The organism is Halanaerobium salsuginis (genome assembly GCF_900114545.1).
Taxonomy (GTDB): domain Bacteria; phylum Bacillota; class Halanaerobiia; order Halanaerobiales; family Halanaerobiaceae; genus Halanaerobium; species Halanaerobium salsuginis.
Window position 1 is genome coordinate 1 of the sequence record NZ_FOTI01000046.1, and the last position, 20648, is coordinate 20648.

Annotated in this window: 18 protein-coding genes; 15 read left to right on the top strand and 3 right to left on the bottom strand. The window is 33.9% G+C overall.

Features of this window, described 5'->3' with window-relative positions:
- Positions 1 to 227 (bottom strand): helix-turn-helix domain-containing protein (locus BMZ74_RS12005; protein WP_143070174.1); only part of this gene is annotated, 227 nt, incomplete at its 3' end.
- A 221-nt stretch (positions 228 to 448) separates the two neighbouring features.
- Between BMZ74_RS12005 and BMZ74_RS12010 the strand changes: the two genes are divergently transcribed.
- The 7 genes from BMZ74_RS12010 (at position 449) to BMZ74_RS12040 (ending at position 8912) form a co-directional block, all read left to right on the top strand.
- Positions 449 to 1666, top strand: coding sequence for an ABC transporter substrate-binding protein (locus tag BMZ74_RS12010; RefSeq protein ID WP_089862466.1), 1218 nt, complete (start codon positions 449 to 451; stop codon positions 1664 to 1666).
- Positions 1667 to 1741: 75 nt separating this feature from the next.
- Positions 1742 to 2605, top strand: a complete 864-nt coding sequence (locus BMZ74_RS12015) for a carbohydrate ABC transporter permease (protein ID WP_089862467.1) — start codon at positions 1742 to 1744, stop codon at positions 2603 to 2605.
- The gene (locus BMZ74_RS12020; protein ID WP_089862468.1) at positions 2605 to 3426 is read left to right on the top strand and encodes a carbohydrate ABC transporter permease; all 822 of its coding nucleotides are present in this window, start codon (positions 2605 to 2607) and stop codon (positions 3424 to 3426) included. The genes BMZ74_RS12015 and BMZ74_RS12020 overlap by 1 nt, the downstream gene beginning before the upstream one ends.
- A gap of 8 nt (positions 3427 to 3434) precedes the next feature.
- A complete protein-coding gene (locus BMZ74_RS12025) occupies positions 3435 to 4430 on the top strand; it encodes a LacI family DNA-binding transcriptional regulator (RefSeq protein WP_089862469.1) in 996 nt (331 codons plus the stop codon).
- Between the two features lie 67 nt (positions 4431 to 4497).
- Positions 4498 to 5715: an MFS transporter gene (locus BMZ74_RS12030; RefSeq protein ID WP_089862470.1), complete on the top strand. Its 1218-nt coding sequence runs from the start codon at positions 4498 to 4500 to the stop codon at positions 5713 to 5715.
- 33 nt (positions 5716 to 5748) lie between these two features.
- On the top strand, positions 5749 to 7422 hold the full coding sequence (locus tag BMZ74_RS12035) for a glycoside hydrolase family 13 protein (protein WP_089862471.1): 1674 nt from the start codon (positions 5749 to 5751) through the stop codon (positions 7420 to 7422).
- 68 nt (positions 7423 to 7490) lie between these two features.
- Positions 7491 to 8912 (top strand): amidohydrolase family protein, encoded by a 1422-nt coding sequence (locus BMZ74_RS12040; RefSeq protein ID WP_089862472.1) that lies wholly within the window; start codon positions 7491 to 7493, stop codon positions 8910 to 8912.
- Here BMZ74_RS12040 and BMZ74_RS12045 read toward each other — a convergent pair.
- The gene (locus BMZ74_RS12045) at positions 8898 to 9548 is read right to left on the bottom strand and encodes a redox-sensing transcriptional repressor Rex (protein ID WP_089862473.1); all 651 of its coding nucleotides are present in this window, start codon (positions 9546 to 9548) and stop codon (positions 8898 to 8900) included. The genes BMZ74_RS12040 and BMZ74_RS12045 overlap by 15 nt on opposite strands.
- A 322-nt stretch (positions 9549 to 9870) precedes the next feature.
- Here BMZ74_RS12045 and BMZ74_RS12050 point away from each other — a divergent pair, with 322 nt between their 5' ends.
- From BMZ74_RS12050 to BMZ74_RS12080, 7 genes are all read left to right on the top strand, one after another.
- Positions 9871 to 12282 (top strand): Lon protease family protein, encoded by a 2412-nt coding sequence (locus BMZ74_RS12050; RefSeq protein WP_089862474.1) that lies wholly within the window; start codon positions 9871 to 9873, stop codon positions 12280 to 12282.
- A gap of 87 nt (positions 12283 to 12369) precedes the next feature.
- On the top strand, positions 12370 to 13521 hold the full coding sequence (gene nagA / locus BMZ74_RS12055) for an N-acetylglucosamine-6-phosphate deacetylase (RefSeq protein WP_089862475.1): 1152 nt from the start codon (positions 12370 to 12372) through the stop codon (positions 13519 to 13521).
- Between the two features lie 185 nt (positions 13522 to 13706).
- On the top strand, positions 13707 to 14147 hold the full coding sequence (locus BMZ74_RS12060) for an Hsp20/alpha crystallin family protein (RefSeq protein ID WP_089862476.1): 441 nt from the start codon (positions 13707 to 13709) through the stop codon (positions 14145 to 14147).
- A gap of 293 nt (positions 14148 to 14440) precedes the next feature.
- Positions 14441 to 15514, top strand: coding sequence for an alanine/ornithine racemase family PLP-dependent enzyme (locus tag BMZ74_RS12065; protein WP_089862477.1), 1074 nt, complete (start codon positions 14441 to 14443; stop codon positions 15512 to 15514).
- Between the two features lie 53 nt (positions 15515 to 15567).
- Entirely contained in the window at positions 15568 to 16500 is a 933-nt protein-coding gene (locus BMZ74_RS12070; RefSeq protein WP_089862478.1) for a LysO family transporter, read from the top strand.
- Between the two features lie 82 nt (positions 16501 to 16582).
- Positions 16583 to 17065 (top strand): GAF domain-containing protein, encoded by a 483-nt coding sequence (locus BMZ74_RS12075; protein ID WP_089862479.1) that lies wholly within the window; start codon positions 16583 to 16585, stop codon positions 17063 to 17065.
- 40 nt (positions 17066 to 17105) lie between these two features.
- Entirely contained in the window at positions 17106 to 17834 is a 729-nt protein-coding gene (locus BMZ74_RS12080) for an HAD family hydrolase (RefSeq protein WP_089862480.1), read from the top strand.
- 54 nt (positions 17835 to 17888) lie between these two features.
- Here BMZ74_RS12080 and BMZ74_RS12085 read toward each other — a convergent pair whose 3' ends face one another.
- Positions 17889 to 20174 (bottom strand): family 65 glycosyl hydrolase domain-containing protein, encoded by a 2286-nt coding sequence (locus BMZ74_RS12085; RefSeq protein ID WP_089862481.1) that lies wholly within the window; start codon positions 20172 to 20174, stop codon positions 17889 to 17891.
- A gap of 259 nt (positions 20175 to 20433) precedes the next feature.
- Between BMZ74_RS12085 and BMZ74_RS12090 the strand changes: the two genes are divergently transcribed.
- Positions 20434 to 20648: transposase family protein (locus BMZ74_RS12090; RefSeq protein WP_177181383.1), on the top strand; the 215-nt coding region annotated here is incomplete at its 3' end.

Below are 20648 nucleotides of genomic sequence, written 5' to 3' on the forward strand. Positions count from 1 at the left end.
CCAGTTTCAGGGAAATACTGTTCATAGGTAGATAGATCATAGTTTAGTTGAGTTGTGGTTCCTTTTTTAATTTCACGATTAATAGTACTGGAAGATCTTCCTAGTTTCTCAGCAATCTTTCTTTGAGAATATCCTTCTTTTAAAAGAGCAGCAATTTTTCCTCTTTCGTAAGCAGAAAGATGTTTAAAAGTTCTTTGAGTTGTGGTATTATCTTTAGTATGAGCCATAGCTTAAACCTCCATATGATTTTGTTTGGTCACTTATATCATACTAGGTTTTTAGCTATGGTTCTAATTTTTTTGTCTGTTGCATTTGATTTTACAATGAACCGTTAATTAAAATAATTAAAATTTAAAAATTGTTTGACATCTTGTTATTTAATTGCTATAATCATTTTTGGAAGCGGTTCCAAAAATGATTTGTAATAATTTGAGAGAGGGGTTATTAAATGAAGAAATTAGCTTTAAGTCTAACTAATTTTTTACTTATTTTATTGTTAGTATTTACTACTAGTTCTGTTTTTGCCCGTCAGGTTGAATTAGAGTTTTTCCAGAGTAAACGAGAGGCAGTAACGACATTCAATGAGTTGATTACTAAATTTGAAGCTGAAAATCCTAATATTAAAGTAATTCAAAATCAAGTGCCTGATGCTGAAACAGTTCTTAAATCAAGATTAGCCAGAAATAATGTACCTGATATTATGGGGCTTGGTGGCAATTATACTTATGGTCAAATAGCGGCAGCGGGTATTTTAAAAGATTTTAGCAATGATCCATATTTAGCTAAAACTCAGTTAGCATATCAAAAAATGTTGCAAGATCTACATGGTAAAAAAGGGCATTATGGAATTCCTTATACAGCAAATGCAAATACAGTGCTTTACAATAAAGATAAATTTGCTGAATTAAATCTTGAAATCCCAAAAACATGGGAACAATTTATAGATACAGCTAAAAAGATAAAGGCTGCAGGTGGTACACCTTTTTACTTAACTTTTAAAGATGCCTGGACTATTATAGTTCCCTGGAATTCTTTAGCTGCTAATTTACATGGAGAAAATTTTATTGAACAGCGCTTAGAAAATGAAACTACTTTTGAAGACAGGTATCAAAAAGTAGCTGAACGTATTTATAAGTTATTAGATTATGGCCAGAATGATGTTTTTGGTTATGGTTACAGCCAGGGGAATCAAGCCTTTGCAAATGGTGAATCATTTATGTATATTCAGGGTGTCTGGGCAATTAATCCTATCCTTGAATCAAATCCTGATTTAAACCTTGGGGCTTTTGCTCTCCCTGCAGTTAATGATGCAGATGAAAATATGCTGGTCTCTGGTGTAGATACAGTATTAACTATGAACAAAAACACTGACCATCCAGAAGCAGCAGAAAAGTTCATTGAATTCTTATTGGAAGAAGAAAATGCTCAATTCTATATTGATGAACAGATGACTTTCTCTGCAGTAGAAAATGTATTTCAGGAAGATCCCACAGTTGTTGATTTAAAGACATATTTTGAAAGTGGGAACCTTGCGCCTTTCCCTGATCATTACTATCCATCTGGAATGCAGGTTCCTAACTTAATTCAAGGTTTCCTACACGAAGGTGATGTGGAAGAATTCTTAAATACTCTTGATTCAGAATGGAATAAGGTACAGTCCAGATAAGAAGTTAAAGTCTTTAATATAAGAGTTCTTCTCAAAATGAGGAGGACTCCTTAATTATAGAAGGAGGAGAAAGTAATGAAAAAAACTTCATCCGTATTTTACTGGATGACAATACCGGCATTTATCTTATTTTTTGTTTTTCATACTCTTCCGGCTCTACAGGGGATATTTTATAGTTTTACAGATTACATAGGTTTTGGAGACTATGGTTTTGTTGGATTTAGAAATTTTATTAATCTGTTGAATGATGGAAGAGCTTTTGATGCTTATATTTTCACATTTAAATTTGCTATTGTTTCAACAATTATCGTAAATATTTTGAGTTTATTAATTGCTTTAGGTTTAAATGCAAAAATAAAGTTTAAAGATACTTTTAGAGCAATTTATTTTGTTCCTTATATGTTGAGTATATTAGTTGTGGGTTATATCTTTAATCACATTTTTACATTTATACTCCCAGAAATTGGTCGCAACCTTGGTATAGATATTTTAAGCAAAAATATCTTAGGAAATATGGATTTAGCCTGGATTGGAGTAGTTATTCTGGCTGTCTGGAATTCCAGTGGATTTAATACTCTTTTATATCTATCTGGCTTACAAACAGTTCCAGATGAATTATATGAGGTAGCTAAAATAGATGGTGCAGGTAAGTGGGATCAGTTTAAGCATATTACATTTCCCTTGATTGCTCCATTTTTCACCATTAATATTGTTATTTCTATGCGAGGCTTTTTAATGGTTTTTGATCATATTATGGCTTTAACTCAGGGAGGACCTGGACGGGCAACAGAATCGATAACATTACTTATTTATAATGGTGGTTTTATGGGTGGAGAATTTGCCTATCAAACTGCAAATGCAGTTGTCTTTTTAATTGTAGTTTTATCTATTTCTTTATTTCAGATCAAAGTACTGCAGAAACGTGAGGTGGATTACTAATGAAAGAGAAAACAAATTGGTGGGCGACAGGCTTACTTCTTTTAGGATCATTTATTATAATAATTCCACTGTATATGGCTTTAATAGTTTCATTAAAAAACCCACAGCAGCTGGCAGAATCGATACTGGCTGTACCGGATTCTTTCCAATTTCGTAATTATTTAGAAGCAATAAAACTGACAAATTATTTTCAGAGTTTAAAAAACAGTGCCTATGTTACTATCCCAACTGTTGCAATTGTATTGGTTGTTAATTCAATGGTTTCTTATGCTATAGCAAGAAATATGCATAAAAAATATTTTAAATTTCTATATTTTTATTTTATTAGTGCAATGTTTATACCATTTCCTTTAATAATGCTGCCCTTAGTTAAAGAAATGGCAATGATTAGCCTTGATAATCTTAATGGTCTTATATTATTATATATAGTATATGCCCTACCTTTAAATGTTTTTATTTATGTAGGCTATATAAAAACTCTACCAAAAAGTATAGAAGAAGCCGCTATAATAGATGGGGCAAATGTCTGGCAGATTTTTTGGAGGATTATATTTCCTGTACTTAAACCAATTAATGCTACAGTAGCAATTTTAACTGCTTTAAAGGCTTGGAATGACTTCTTATTACCGTTATTGATGATTAGTGACCGTTCCAGTATGACATTGCCCTTAGTTCAACATGTTTTTCAATCACAGTTTAGTACAGATTATAGTTTAGCTTTTGCTTCATATATACTTGCATTACTCCCTATGCTGTTGGTTTATATTATTGCACAAAAGAAAATAATTAGTGGAGTTATGAGGGGATCAGTGAAAGGATAATTAATAGTATGGCTAAAGATAAGGTTAATATTTATGATGTAGCGAAAAAAGCTGGAGTTGGGATTGGAACAGTTTCAAGAGTTCTTAATAACAGTCAAAAAGTTAAAGAAGAAACTAGAGATAAAGTCCTGGAAGTAATGAAAGAACTAAATTATCGTCCTAATAAGTTAGCACAGAATCTGGCTAGCCAAACGGCCAATGCGATTGCAGTTATTGTACCAACATTTATTGATCATTATTTTGTCGAAGTATTAAAAGGAATTCAGGACGCTTTGGAGGAAGAAAAAATTGATTTAATATTATACAAGATAGATAAAGATGAAAAAATGATGGATAAGATTATGGATATAGTGCAAAGCAAAAAGGTAGATGGTATTGCAGCTGTGACAATGGATATATCAAAGCAAGATTATAAAGATTTATTAAAAGAGGATATACCGGTAGTACTTGCAGATGAAAAAACATCTGACTTTCATTCAATCTATTTGGACGATATAAAAGGAGCTGAAATGGCAATTAATTATCTGCTAAATTTGGGCCATAAAAAGATTGCTTTTATAGATGGTTTAAAAGAAAGTCAGCATGGAAGTGATCGTCTTAAAGGTGTAAAAAAAGCTCTTGAATCAAGAAACTTGCAGCTGGTTTCTGAACTTTTAAAATTTGGAGATTTTCATACTAAAGACGGTTATCAATCAATGCAGGAGATCCTTTCCCTTCCAGAAGAAAAATGGCCAACAGCTGTTTTTGCAGCCTCTGATAATCAGGCAATCGGTGTCCTGCAGGCTATGGAAGAAAAAGAGCTCAAGGCTCCAGATGATATTGCAGTAGTCGGTTATGATAATATAGAATTAGCTAAGTATTTAAAAATCACAACAATCTGGCAGCCAATGTATCAGTTAGGACACCTGACTATTGAAGTACTGCTTAAAGCAATTAATGGAGAAATAGAAGGTAAATTTAGTAAAGAGTTAGAATTAAAATTACTGAAACGAGAAACTGCTTAAAATAATAACTTTTTTCTGATATGATATTACTTATAAATATAAAACAAATTGAGGAAAAGGTGTTTTTATGGATCAAAAGAAGAAAAAATATTTATTAATTGCTTTAATTTATGTTGCTTTTATTTCTCTTGGCTTACCAGATGGCCTGCTCGGAGTTGCCTGGCCCGAGATGAGAGACAGTTTTTCTCTACCCCTTGATGCGCTGGGGATAATCTTAATTGGTTCAACTACAGGTTATCTGCTTTCCAGTTTTTTTAATGGCTTTTTTATGCGTAAAATTGGAGTGGCAGTTCTGCTTGCTTTAAGCTGTCTGGCTACAGCCTTAGCCTTAATAGGTTATACTCTTGTTCCTGTCTGGTGGCTTTTACCTCTGCTTGCTGTTCTAGCAGGTCTTGGGGCAGGAGCAATTGATGCCGGATTAAATACATATGTAGAAAAAAATTTTAATGAAGGTTTAATGCAGTGGCTGCATGCCAGCTTTGGAGTTGGAGTTACGATCGGACCAATAATTATGTCTTCGTCTATCAAATATTTTGACAGCTGGAGGGTTGGTTATTTGATTGTTGGTTCAGCCCAGATAATGCTGGCTCTGACTTTTGCCCTGACTCTGTCACTCTGGCAGAAACCCAAAAAGACGAGTGACGCAACAGATCAAAGCAATAAAAAAATTGGTAAAAATAAGCAGCAGGAGATAAAGATGTTTGAGACTCTCAAATATCTTCCGGCTCTTTTAAGTGTGTTATTATTTTTTATTTATACTGGAATTGAACTAACTCTGGGGCACTGGACTTTTACCCTTTTTACTGAATCAAGGGGGATAAGTACTACTGCTGCCGGTCTCTGGGTAAGTGGCTACTGGGGTTCTTTTACAGTTGGTAGAATTCTGGCTGGGTTTTTAGCTTATAAGTTTTTGAGCAGGAAAATTGCCAAAAATGCAGCTTTTTTAGGTCTTTTTGGAAGTGCTTTAATAGCTATAAATTTAAATAATTGGCTGTCTCTGCTTGGTTTAGCTTTAACCGGAATTGCTATTGCTCCAATTTTTCCGGCTTTAATATCCAGTACTTCCTACAGAGTTGGGAAAGGACATACTGTCAATACAATTGGAATGCAGATCTCAGCCGCTGGGCTTGGAGGAGCTTTACTGCCTGGATTAGCAGGTGTGCTGGCAAATAATATTTCACTGGAGATAATTCCAGTTTTTATAATCATATTATTTATTACATTTTTATTAATTAATAACCTGATTACTAAGCTTAGTAGTCAGGCTGCTAAAAATGCAGCATAATTAATATATATTAATGACAATGGAGGTATAACAATGAATAAAAAATGGTGGAAAGAAGCGGTAGTTTATCAGATTTATCCCCGCAGTTTTAAAGACAGCAACGGTGATGGAATTGGAGATATAAGAGGAATTATAGAAAAAATAGATTATTTAGATGAACTTGGAGTGGATGCAGTCTGGTTAAATCCGGTTTATCAGTCCCCCAATGATGATAATGGTTATGATATTAGTGATTATAAAGCTATTATGGATGAGTTTGGGACAATGGAAGATTTAGAAGAACTGATGGATTTGCTGCACGAGAGAGATATAAAATTGATTATGGATCTGGTGATCAATCACAGTTCCGATGAACATCAGTGGTTTGAAGAATCCAGGAAAAGTAAAACTAATCCCTATCGAGATTATTATGTCTGGAAAGATGGTAAAGAAGATAATCCACCTAATAATTGGCAGTCTTTTTTTGGGGGGCCAGCCTGGGAGTATGATGAGCAAACAGAACAATATTATTTACATCTTTTTTCGCGCAAACAGCCAGATCTAAATTGGGAAAATCCTGCTGTAAGAGAAGAAATTTATGATTTAATTAATTGGTGGCTGGAAAAAGGTATCGATGGTTTTCGACTCGATGTAATTAACCTAATTTCTAAAGATCAGCGTTTTTTAGATGGAAAAGCCCCAGGTCTAACCGGGCACGAATATTTTGCTAATGGACCTCGTGTTCATGAATTTATCCAGACAATGGCAGCTAAAACTTATGGTAATTATGATGCAATGACTGTTGGAGAAACACCTTTTGTTGATAAAGATGAAGCATTAAAATTTGTCGCTTCAGATCGTAAGGAATTTTCGATGATTATTCCATTTGAACATCTTGAATTAGATCGCAAAAATGGTTGGGAAAAAATATCTGATTGGAAATTAACAGAACTAAAAAAATTAATGACTGATTGGCAGTATAAATTGCAGGAAAATGATGGCTGGATTAGTCTCTATTTTTGTAATCATGATCAACCACGAATAGTTTCTCGCTATGGAGATGACGGCAAATATAGAAAAGAATCTGCTAAAATGCTGGCTACAATGCTGCATACACTCCGGGGAACTCCTTTTATTTATCAGGGAGAAGAAATTGGGATGAAGAATATTAACTTTGACTCTCTGACTGACTTTGATGATATAGAAACTAGAGGTTATATTAAGTCAGCTCAGAAAAGCGGGGAATTAAATTCAGCAGAAATACTGGAGATTGCTAATTACCGCAGTCGTGATAATGCTAGAACACCTATGCCCTGGAATGATAGTGATTATGCTGGCTTTTCTGAAGCTAAACCGTGGCTAAAATTAAACAGCAGTTATTCCGAAATTAATGTTGAACAAGATCTTAAATCATCTGATTCGGTTTTTAAATATTATCAAAAATTAATTGCTTTACGTAAAGAATATCCAGTTTTTGCTTATGGTGAATATAAGTTAATTTTACCAGATTCAGAAAATATTTATGCATATTTAAGAGAAGGAAAAGATAATAATCTACTGGTTTTATTGAACTTTAGTGATCAGCTAAGCAATTTTGATCTGACAAAAGAGGATGAATTAAATTCTGTTGTTCAAGCTGAGCTGATTTTAACTAATTACTCTACCCCGGTTGAATTTTCAATTCAGGGTGAGCTCAAGCCTTATGAGGCTCGGGTTTATATTTACTAAAATTTTAAACTGTCAGGCAGGAATTACGATCTCTATAGATAAATTAAGTTATTATAGAGGTGGAGAGAATGAAAAAAATATTATTAAAGAATGCTCGTATAATTGACAATGTCAGAGATGAAAAAGCTGACCTTTTAATTACAGGAGAAAAAATATCTGGGCTAGATAAACCAGGTTCTTTTGCTAAAATGGAAGAAGAGTGCCAGGTTTTTGATTTAACAGGCAAATACTTATTTCCGGGTATAATTGATTCTCAGACTTATTATTCTTATTGCTGGCAGGGAAAGCGAACAGAAAATGATTTTTATCAGGAGAGTATCGCAGCAGCAGCTGGTGGAGTCACAACAGTTATTGATTTTGTTGATTTTCCAGATAGGGGTGACTTTGCCAGTTCTCTTGCTGTCCGTAAAGAATTAGCTAGCAGTTCAATTATCGATTACAGTTTTCATCAAATAATAGAAGATTTTAATTCAGAAATTTCAGCCAGATTGGCTGATCTGCCTGGACTTGGTTTCAGCAGTATTAAATTTTTTGCTGGAGCTAAAGCTGAATCAGAAAATTTAGCAAGTCAAAAATGGCAGGCTCTTTTTAGACGGCTTAAAGAATTAAAATTGCTGCCCACAATACAGGCAGGAGCTAGCAATTTAGTTGAAACTTTAGCTGAAGTTTATCAGACAAGAAATTTAGCTAAATCTGTTCTCTATTCAGAATTAAGATCAGTAGAAGCTGAAGCCTGTGCAATTAAAAAAATTGGTTATGAAGTAATGAAGGCTGATATTCCGGTTTACTTGTTACATCTTTCTTCGGGAGCTGCTTTAAGAGCTATCCGGGAATTACGAGAACAGCAGGCTGAAATTTATAGCGAAACTACCCCTCTTTATTTATTACTTGATAATTCTTATTTAGATAAAGATGAGTTTAAATTCGAATTATTAAATCCTCCTTTGCGAGAAAAATATGATAAAGAAAAACTCTGGCAGGGAATTAGCGAAAATGAATTTCAAGTAATAGCAACGGCACATTGTTCCCTGGATTCAAGTTTTGATTTTAGCACTAATTTAAAATCAGCTGCTTTATCAAAAAATTACAATAAATTTAGATCTACAATCCCTGGATTGCCAGGGTCTGAGACGTTACTTCCCTTAATCTACAGCCTTGGTGTTAGAAATAATCGACTTAATTTAAAAGAAATGATTGAACTTCTTTCTGTTAATCCAGCAAAATATTTTGGCCTTTATCCTCAAAAGGGTTCTTTGAAATTGGGTACAGATGCTGACTTAACAGTTTTTGATCCGGAAATTGAGAAAAAATTAACAGCAGCTAATCTTTATTCAAACCCTACTTACAGTCCCTACCATGATTTTACTATAAAAGGTTTGCCAGTTATGACTTATAGGAGAGGAGAAATGATTTTTTCTGGAGAAATAAAAGCAGAAGCTGCTAGCGGCAAATTTATTCAAGCAGGTGTTTCAAGTCTAATGAAATTCTAAGCAGTCATTTTGTTTTAACTTACAGGATAAATGACAGAGACCTTGATTAATTATCTGGTCTTCAACAAGTACTTCAGCTGGAGTTTTAAGGCTGACGTTAGTAAAATTCCAGATAGCTTTAATGCCGGCCGCTATTAGGCGGTCGGTAATTTTTTGGGCGGCGTTATTATCTATAGTTAGAGCTGCAACTAAAATTGGAGTATTGCCCAGATATTTTTCTAAGTCATTAATATCTCTAACTTTTAAATTATTTATCTTCTCACCTATTAACTTACTATTTTTATCAAAGACTGCTTTTAGATTATAGCCCCGTTCTTGATATCCTCTGTTGTATGCCAGTGCCCGGCCAAGATGACCAGCCCCAATTATAATTAAATTTTTTTGCTTATCAAAGCCCATAATTTGACCAATTTGATTAAAAAGGCAGCAGATATCATAGCCATAGCTTTTCCTGCCAAAGGTTCCAAAATAGCTTAAATCTTTTCTAATTAAAGAGCTAGAGAACCCTGTTAATTTAGCTAGATCTTGCGAAGAAACATAATCTTTACTCGAAGATTTAAGCTGCTTTAAAATTTTATAATAAACAGGTAAACGTCTAATTATTATTTGTGGTATTTTAGTCTTATGCTTAGCCATTCCTGTTTAACCTCCTTTTACTTTGTTAAAAAAATAACATACTTTATTTTATTCTATCCCAAAATACTAAAATTTTCAACTTTTACTTGCAAATAAGCTGAATTAACTCAGGCAGGATTAAATTAGCTTTCGCCGAAATACTATAATATAAAATTAACTTAAATTAACTTAACTTATTATTATAATTAGTTACTGTTAAGTCAGTTGGATTTTGTTTTTTTGAAAAAATTTAGGATTTTAACTGAGCTAAAGATCTGTAATCTAAGTAAATTAGGTTTAACTAAATATTTTAAGGGAGAGTGAAAAAGGGAGAGTGAAAAAAATGAATAAATATCAGATTCCACTAACTAAACTGAACTATAATTTTGAACCAGAAAAGCTTTCATTTAAAACTACAGCAGAGTTATCCCCGTTAAAAGAAGAGATTATTGGTCAAAAAAGAGCTGCTAAATCGATTGATTTTGCTTTGAAGGTTAACAAATTAGGTTATAATATTTTTATGGTCGGTGATTCCGGGACTGGTAAGTCAACATATGCTGAAAATATGGCTCACCAGCAGGCGGAAAAACTTGCTTGTCCCCCAGATATTCTCTATGTTTTTAACTTTTCTGAAGCAGATCAACCAGAAGTTATGGAGGCTGAAGCTGGAATTGGCAATAAGTTGAAAGCTGATTTAGATAAAATCATTACTGAATTAAGGCAAGATATCCCGGCTGCCTTTACAGGTGAAGAGTATGAACAGCAGCAGCAAAAATTATTGGAAGAATACCAGCCTAAATCAAGTAAAATAATGCAGAATTTCGAACAATCAGTAAAGAAGAGAGGCTTTATGCTGCAAAATACTGCTCAGGGATTAGTTCCTGTACCATTGACTGAAAGTGGAGATCCGCTTTCTAGAGAAGATTTTGAAGAATTATCAGCAGCTGACAAGCAGGAGATAAGAACAGAAAGCCAGATAATTCAAAATGAAATAACCCAGGTTATGCGAGAAATTAGAGAAATAAAAGAAGCAGCTCAGGCAGAAATTGCTGCTCTAGAGAAAAAGATTGTAAATTCAGTTGTTCAGCCCATTATCTGCCAGCTAAAAGAAAAATACAAAAAAGAAAAACAGGTAGTTACTTATTTAGAGGCAGTTCAGCAGGATATTATTGATCATCTTGAACAGTTTAAAGAAAAACAGCAAGATCAAGCTAATCCGCTGCTGACCAGAAAGATAGATAATGAAGAAGAATTTTTTACCAGGTATCAGATAAATATTTTTGTTAATAATAATAAAACTAAAGGCGCTCCAGTAATTTATGAAAAAAATCCAACTTATTACAATCTTTTTGGTAAGATAGAAGCTAAAAGTCAGTTTGGCACTCTTACAACTAATTTTACTTTAATTAAAAGTGGTTCCCTACAGCAGGCTAATGGTGGTTTTTTAATTATTCAGGCCCGTGATATACTTAGCAATCCTCTTTGTTGGGAAACTCTCAAAAGAGCTCTAACAAGTCAGGAAATAACTGTTGAAAATATTGGTGAACAGTACAGGAGTGTTCCAATACTTACCCTGAAACCAGCAGCAGTTGGACTTGATGTAAAAATTATCATGATCGGTTCTCCCTATCTTTATTATTTGCTCTATAATTATGATGAAGAATTTGCTGAATTATTTAAAATCAAAGCAGATTTTGATACCGAAATGGACCGCAGTCAGTCGAATATAGTTAAGTTTGCAGATTTTGAAGCTGCTGTTATTAAAAGAGATCAGCTTAAAGAGTTTAGTGCTGAAGCAGTAGCAGCAATGATTGATTTTAGTTCTCGTTTAGCTGGTGATCGGAATAAATTATCAACTCGATTTAATGAGATTATTGAAATAATGTATGAAGCAGATATCTGGTCAGCAGAAAGAGAAGAAGAATTATTAAGTGCTGACTCAGTTCAAAAAGCAATTCAGGAGAAAAAGTTTCGTTCCAATTTATTAGAAGAAAAGATCCAGGAACAAATTAATCAAAAACAGCTATTGCTCAGTGTAACTGGTAGCGAAATTGGTCAGATTAATGGTCTATCGGTTTATCAGACAGGAGATTATAGTTTTGGCCGACCGACCCGAATAACTGCTCGAACTTATCTTGGTAAAGAAGGTGTAATTAATATTGAACGAGAGGCCAGAATGAGCGGTAGAATTCACAGTAAAGGTGTGATGATTTTAACAGGCTATTTAGGTGGTAAGTATGCTCAGGAATTACCATTAAGTTTAACTGCTTCAATTGCTTTTGAACAAAGTTATGGCGGAGTTGATGGTGACAGTGCTACCTGTGCAGAAGTAGTTGCCTTACTTTCTTCATTAGCTGAATTAGCAATTAGTCAGGAAATAGCAATTACTGGTTCAATGAATCAAAAAGGAATTGTTCAGCCAATTGGAGGAGTAAATGAGAAAGTAATAGGTTTCTTCGAAGTTTGCCAGGCTAGAGGTTTAACTGGTCAGCAGGGGGTTATTATTCCCGCACGTAATTTAAATAATCTAATGCTGCCAGCAAAAGTACTTAAAGCAATTAAAGCTGGAGAATTTTTTATTTATAAAATTGAAAATATTGATCAGGCTCTGGAAATTATGCTGGCTAAGCCTGCTGCTGAAATTCATGCTGCAGTACAAGCTAAGCTGGCAGAATATGCAGAATTAGAAAGTGAAGAATATGAAGCTGAAGAAGAACTGGTTGACTCAGAAGCTGGTGATCCCGTAGAGGAATAAATTATTTTATCATAAAATAATTTATTGTAAAGAATTTGCTTTTTTTAATTAAGCAAATTGTGATATTTTTAAACTGAGGTGGACAAAATGACAAAAAAATTAATCAAAAATGTAAATTTAGTTTTAACAGACAGAATAGTTAATAATGGCAGTCTGCTGTTTGGAGCAGATAGTCAGCAAATAGAAAAAGTAGCTTCTTATCAACTCTCAGCAGCAGAAGCAGATGAGGTAATAGATGGCCAGGGAGGTTATCTGACTCCTGGTTTAATAGATATTCATATTCACGGCGGCGGTGGTCATGATGCAATGGAAGCTACTCCTGAGGCACTTGATAAAATTAGTCAGGTTTTAGCTGCTCATGGTGTAACTGGGTTCTTGGCAACAACTATGACTATGCCAGAAGCTGATATTAAAGCTGCTTTAGACAATATTCAGCAGGTTAAGGCTAGTTCAGGTACTAGTGGGGCTGCAGTATTGGGAACCCATTTGGAAGGACCATTTATTAGTCCTGATTATATTGGAGCTCAGGATGGTAATAGCCGTCTGGAGCCTGAAGTAGAGTTATTGGAAAATTATTTTGATATTATTAAATTGGTAACTCTGGCTCCCGAAAGGTCAGGAGCAATTACCTTAATTAAAGAACTTAAAAAGCGCAATATTATTGCTTCTGCAGGTCATTCTGCTGCTACTTATGAAGATTTTCAGGCAGCAGCTGCAGCAGGTATGGACCATTTTACTCATTTATATAATGCAATGACTGGTTTACATCATCGCAAACCTGGTCTAGTTGGAGCCGCTTTTGACTCAGAGGCTACTGTTGAATTAATTGTTGATTTAATTCATCATCATCAGGCTGTAGATAGATTTACTATTAAAGCTAAAGGAGTTGACAAAGTTATTCTGGTTTCTGATGGTATGGAAGCAACTGGCCTAAGTGATGGTGAATACGAATTAGGTGGTCAGAAAGTTATAGTAGAAGCTGGAGCCGCTAGATTAGAATCAGGAGTTCTGGCTGGTAGTGTTTTGACCTTAGATAAGGCTTTAAGGAACTTATTGGAGATTACTGATCTTTCAGTACCAGAAATAGTTAAGATGGCTACTTTAAATCCTGCTCGTAAATTGGGACTGGAACATAAGTTAGCTCAATTAAGAGCTGGTTATCAGGCTGATCTGGTTTTATTTGATCAGGATTTTACAGTTGTCAAAACTTTTATTAGAGGTAAAGAATTTTTAAACTAAGTAGTATTGAAAAACATCGAAAAAATGAGATAATAGGAGCTAAATTAATTTAAGAGATATTTTTTATCTGAAAAAGATTGTTTAGACATTTAAATGATTTTGACCTTCTTTGACTTTAGTTCTATAATATAAATAGAAATTGAAGTTAAAACAAACAATTAAAAAAATTTTCGGAGGTGGTTTTAATGTTTGATTTAGTACCTTTTAGAAACCGCAATCGGAGGAATGTTGTTGAGCGCGATGATGATCCATTTAATAGTTTAGTGTCCGGTTTCTTTGATGATGTAATGGATTTTGCTGGTCGTAGTTTTCGAGCTGATATTAGAGAAAGTGAAGACGAATATACTATTGAAGCTGAAATGCCTGGTATGAAAAAAGAAGATATTAGTCTGGAAATTAATGATGACTATTTGACTATTTCTGCTGAGCATAATGAAGAAAATGAAGAGAAAAATGAAAATTATATTCGTCGTGAAAGAAGAATAGGTAAATACAGCCGCAGCTTTTATTTAGAAAATGTTGAACAAGATAATATTAAAGCTGAATACAATGATGGTATTTTACAGGTTCATTTACCTAAAACAGAAAAGATGCCAGTTAAAAAAAGAACAATTGATATTGAATGATTTAAGGTAACTTATTAAATTTCTTAAAAATTTTAACCAATCAAATAAATTCCTAAATAATCCCGGCTAAAAGCCGGGATTATTTATTTCTGAATTATAATTAAGAGATTGTTTTATTTATAATTTTTTAATTAATCACGGAGATTAAATCCAGTCTAATAGAAAGGGGCAGAATAAATAGGGAGGATAATTAAGCTTATTGCAGAATAAATAATAAATAGGTTTAAATTTAAATTATTGTAGTAATTTTAAATTACATATTTTAGAATTTAGCAGTTGAGGAGGAAATAAAATTGAAATACCCATCACTTGATATTTATATAGATAAAATCAGAGAAAATGCGGTGCGCTTACAAAAAGAGTTATCTGAACAGGGGGTTAAATTAACAGCAGTTGTAAAAGGATTTGCTGGTGACTTAAAAGTTTTCTCAGCTTATCAGCAGGCTGGAATTGTCAGCATAGCTGATTCCAGAATTGAAAATATTAAACATTTTAGAGCGGCAGGTTATCCGGGAGAAATTATCATGTTGAGGATTCCGATGCCTTCTGAAATTGCTGAATTAACTAGCTATATTGATGGATCTCTGATTTCTGAAAGTAGAACAGCTGAGCTTTTTTCTCTTCAGGCAGAAAAATTAGGCAAAGTAATTGATTTAATAATTATGGTTGATCTTGGTGACAGAAGAGAAGGCGTTTTGGCTGCTGATTTGCCAGCTTTAGCTTACAAAATAGAAAAACTGCCGGGTGTTAATCTAAAAGGAATTGGCACCAATCTTGGCTGTTTTGCTGGCATAATACCTGACTTAGAAAATAGCCAGCAGTTAATTAGATTAAAAAAAGATTTAGAAAGAGAATTAGGCAGAGATCTAGCCATTCTTTCAGCTGGTAATACAGCAACAATAAAAGTACTTACTGAAGCTCAATTAACTGGAGAAATTAATAATTTACGGGTAGGAGAAGCAATTTTATTGGGCAGTGATATAATTAATCAGCGTCTATTAACTGGTTATAATCATTATAATTTCCGTCTGAAGGCGGAAATTATTGAGTTAAAAGAAAAACCTTCACGACCAGAAGGTGAAATGGCTTTTGGCGGTCAGGGTAGAGACCAGCATCTAGAAGACAAAGGCTGGCGAAAGAGAGCTATTTTAGCAGTTGGCAAACAGGATATTGATTATCAAGGACTTTATCCTGAAGCAGCTGGAATAGAAGTTCTGGGAGCAAGCAGTGATCATCTGATAACTGATATTACAGAGATGGAAGGGCAGAAAGAGCTCAGAGTAGGAGATGTTTTAACTTTTAAAATGAATTATAGTGCTATGTTGAGAGCAATGACTTCTGCTTATATTAGCAAAAACTATCTTTAATTTTATCATTTAGATTAGTAGAGAGCAGCTAGAGGGGATAGGGAGGTTTTCTTTTGGATTTTTATTTAATTGTAATTTTTTTATTTGGAGGAATTTTGCTTGGTTTTAAATTTGGTGGGATAGAAAAATTGCTTAAAATAGCTGAATTTATTACCAGATTGGGATTAATTGTTTTATTGCTAACAATGGGTGCTAATTTAGGCAGTAATCAGGCAATTTTACATCAGTTAGCAGAACTTGGTCTGGAAGCGTTAATTTTTGCATTAGTCAGTATTTTATTCAGTGTAATTGCAGTAGTATTATTAGCTGACAAACTTGGTTTAAATGAATTTGCTGCAGTTAGAAGTAGTGATTCTGCTGTTTTAGAGACTGATTCAGCAGCAGATAATTTAAGCATATTAATCTTTGGAGCAGTTATCATTGGAATTTTAATTGGCTACTTTTTTCTTTCAGCTGATCAGCGGATTTTGCTTGATAAGTTGAGCAATTATTCATTAGCTTTGCTGCTTTTTGGAGTTGGAACTGGTTTGGGAGCTCATCGAGAAGTTTTTAGTGAGCTAAAACTAGTTGGTTGGAAAGTGCTTTTGCTGCCTTTATTGATAGCTCTTGGTAGTTTGTTTGGATCAGTTTTAATTGGATTAGTACTTGGCTTTACAACTGGGGAAGCAGCAGCTGTAGGAGCTGGTTTCGGCTGGTACAGTCTCTCTGGTGTTTTAATTGCTAAATTACATAGTGCTGAACTTGGCTCACTTGCTTTTTTGACTAATGTCTTTAGAGAATTATTAACTGTTATTTTACTGCCATTTGTAGCAAGGAAATTTGGTAATTTAGCAGTTATTGCTCCTGGAGGAGCGACTACTATGGACGTTACTTTACCTTTAGTAAAAGAAACTGGGGGAGAAGAAGTTGTACTGCCTGCTTTTATTAGTGGAGCAATACTTTCCAGTTTAGTACCAATTTTAGTGCCATTATTTTTGCATATTTAAATGAAAATAATTATTATTTTTCAATAATTTTAGCACTGCTTTTTTATTACCTGGCAAGTAGTTAAGAAAGGAATGATTTAGAATGAATAAAACAGCAAATTTAAAAGCAATGAATCAGGCTTTACAGGCGTTAATTGAAGTTGAAGCTAATTGGCTGACCAATCTTGCCAATAGTACTGCTCTTTTAATGCAATTTATGGATGATATTAATTGGGCAGGTTATTATATCTGGCAGCAAGGTGAGTTAGTTTTAGGTCCTTTTCAGGGTAAAACTGCCTGTGTTAGAATAGCAGCTGGCCAGGGTGTTTGTGGAACAGCCTATTCAGAAAAAAAAGTACAGCTTGTAGAAGATGTGTGTCAGTTTGAAGGCCATATTGCCTGTGACCCTGATTCACGCTCCGAGTTAGTAATTCCCGTAATTGTAGCCGGTGAAGTAATTGCTGTACTTGATCTTGATAGTCCCCAGCTTGGACGTTTTGATGAGGTAGATAAGAATTATCTACTAGAATTTATTAAGATATTGATTACTGAAACTGATTTTTTACCTTTATTAAATAATAAGTAATTTATTAGAATTAAATAGCTATTTACAGGGAGGCGTAATTTTGTTTTTAGATAAAGATATATATTTATTTGATCTTGATGGAACTTTATTAACAATTGAAGTGGAAGAATTTTTACAGCATTATTTTAAGGCTTTATCAGTTGAATTTAAAGATCTCTGTCAGAACAGAGAGGAATTTATTCAGGCTTTAATGCAGGCTACTAAACAAATGATAAAAAATCAGGGGCAGCAAACTAATCGACAGGTCTTTATGGACAAATTTAGTCAGTTAGTCGGATTAGCAGCTGCTGACACAGAACAGCTCGAAGTTAGATTTAATAATTTCTATCAGAATGAATTTGCTGACCTAGATCAGTATTTTACAATAGCGCGTGAAAAGCCAGCTGCTGTAATTAACTATCTAAAAAATAAAGGTAAAAGACTTGTACTTGCTACTAATCCTCTCTTTCCTCCGGCAGGAGTAAAGGCAAGACTTAGTTGGGCTGGAATAGATGCTGCAGATTTTGAGCTTTTAACTACTTATGATAATATGAGTCATGCCAAACCTAATCCGGATTATTATCGAGAAATTTTAACAAAAATTGGGGCAGAGCCTGATGATTGTTTAATGATTGGCAATGATCCGCAAGAAGATGGTTCAGCAACTGAACTAGGAATAGAGCTTTTATTAATTGAGGATTTTTTGATTCCTCGTGATAAAGTTGATTATCCTGTTAGTTGGCAGGGAAGTATGGCAGAATTTAAGCGGCTTATAGAAACAAAACTTTAGGCAGAATAATTCTCTCTGAACACTTTAGCTAAACCTTGTTCAGAGAGAATTTTTTTATTTATTTTTAATACTTAAATTTTCAGCTGTGCTCAGCTCATATTGGTGCTGGTAAACTTTTATTTTTAAAGGATCGCCAGCTTCCAGATCAAAATGACTCTGGGTGGAATCAACTTTTACTTTAATTCTGCGCCCCCGGAAATTGAGCTTAAATTCAAAATCTGTCCAGGCTTGCGGTAAGAATGGTCTAAATGTAGGCAGACCAGCTTTAACTTCATAGCCAGCGAACCCTCGCACTATTGCCAGCCAGGTACCTGCCATACTTGTAATATGCAGCCCATCATCTGTATCATGATTATAATTATCAAGATCGAGACGAGCTGTTCTTAAATAAAGCTGGTATGCTTTATCTTCTCTTCCTAATTCAGCAGCTAAAATTGAATATATACAGGGTGATAAAGAAGACTCATGAACAGTACGTGGTTCGTAAAAATCATAATGGCGTGCAATATCTGCTTGATTAAAATCAGATTTAAAATAATAAATACCCTGCATTACATCAGCCTGTTTGATAAAAGGAGACCTGAGTATTTTATCCCAGGACCAGTTTCTATGCAGAGGTAGATCAGCTTGTTTGAGATCAGCAGTTGTTTTTTGTTCTTTATCTAGATAGCCATCTTGTTGAGCATAAATACTGTATTCCTTTAAATAAGGATAATACATTTTTTCTGCTATTTCGCTCCATAACTCGAGTTCCTGGGGATTAATTGTTAGTTCTGTTAATAACTTTTGATAATGTTTTGAATTATTATTTTTCAAATTCTTTAGTGTAGTTAAAGTATAATTAAGAGTCCAGACTGCAATTCTATTGGTATACCAGTTATTGTTAACATTATTTTCATACTCATTAGGCCCAGTTACCCCCAAAATCATGTATTTATCTTTATATTGATTAAAGTGGGCTCTATCAGCCCAGAAACGAGAGATTTCTATTAATACAGGCAGACCATATTTAACAAGATATTCTTTATCTCCTGTATAATCTACATAATCTTTAATTGCATGAGCAATTGCTCCATTACGATGAATTTCTTCAAAAGTTATTTCCCATTCATTATGACACTCTTCTCCATTGATTGTAACCATTGGATAAAGTGCACCTTTTAAACCAAGTTTAGCAGCATTTTCTTTAGCTTTTTCCAGATGATGATAACGATAAAGCAGCAGATTGCGGGCCACCTTTTCTGCATGAGTTGCCAGGTAAAAAGGCAGACAATAAGCTTCTGTATCCCAATAAGTTAAGCCACCGTATTTTTCTCCAGTAAACCCTTTTGGTCCAATATTTAAGCGAGGATCATGACCGGTATAAGTCTGATTAAGCTGAAAAATATTAAATCTAATTCCCTGTTGAGCAGCAGGATCACCACTGATTTTAATATCACTTTCCTGCCAGATTAAATCCCAGGCTTGTTTATGTTCTGCAAAAAGTTTAGTATAACCCTGCTTAACTGCTGCTTTAACTTTAGCTTCGGCTTGTTCAGGAACTTCACTTTGAGGATAATCACGACTTGTACAAACTGCTATATATTTAGTTAAAATTATTTCTTCTCCTTTAGCAGCAGTCAGCGAAATTTTTCTAGCTAGATAATTTTCTGCCTGTTTAGGAGTAACCTGAGCTTTTTTGTTGAGCTGATACTGCATAGCAGTACTGACTTCAAACTCAGACTTTTTAGTCTTCATTGTTAAAACATCTAAAGAATCTTTTGCTGTACAGGCAATTCCCTGCCAGAAAAACTCACCATAATTAGCATCTTCATTTTTAACATTTCCGTTCAGATAAGGGGTTAATTCAACTTGAACAGACTTTTTTAAAGGAGTAAGCTTGTATTTAATTAGAGCCAGTTCTTTATTTACCTGATCTAGAAAACGAACTGCTTCAATTTTTATTTCATTATCTGGAAGCTCAACTACAAGAGATTTACTTAAAGTTGCTTCTTTCATATTAAGTACTCGTTTAAAATCTCTAAATTTTACTTCAGCTAGATCAATTGTAACTCCATCTATTTTGAGGTCTATACCAATAAAATTAGCTGAATTAGCAATTTTAGCAAAATATTCGGGATAGCCGTTTTTCCACCAGCCAACCACAGTTTTGTCAGGATAGTAAATACCTGCTAGATAAGTGCCAGCCAGGCTATCACCACTGTATTTTTCGACAAAATTACCGCGCAGCCCCATATGACCATTACCCAAGCTCATTATACTTTCAGTTACTCTGTTATAAGATTTGTCAAAACCATCTTCAATAACTTTCCATTCATCAGTAAGAAAATATTTTTTCAAGAAATCCACCTACCTTTCAGTTAAATTATATCAGATAAGAAAATTTAATGAAAGTGCTTCCATTTTTGAATTAAGAATAGTTTAAAAGTAATTTTTAGCCTGGCTAAGCAGTAAAATTAATCTAATTTTAATGGTTGTATAATTAATGTTGTGAAGAAAAAACTGTAAATCTAAAAATATCTAAATAAAAAAGGCATTTGCCTGGCTCCGTTGAATTAAATAGTTACAACACCAAAAATTCAATAAAGGAGTCAAGCAAATGCATAATAATCTTATCACAGATTTAATGGATTTACCAGACCTAGTTGCAACAGATTTAATTAAAACGGAGGAATATTTAGTTTTTGTAGCTGACTATAAAATAGATCATGTTAAATGTCCTGTCTGCGGCAAAAAAGCAGAAAAGATTCATGATAGAAAAACTCAAATGATTCAGGATACTTCTCTTCGAGATAAAAAAACAGTTATTAGACT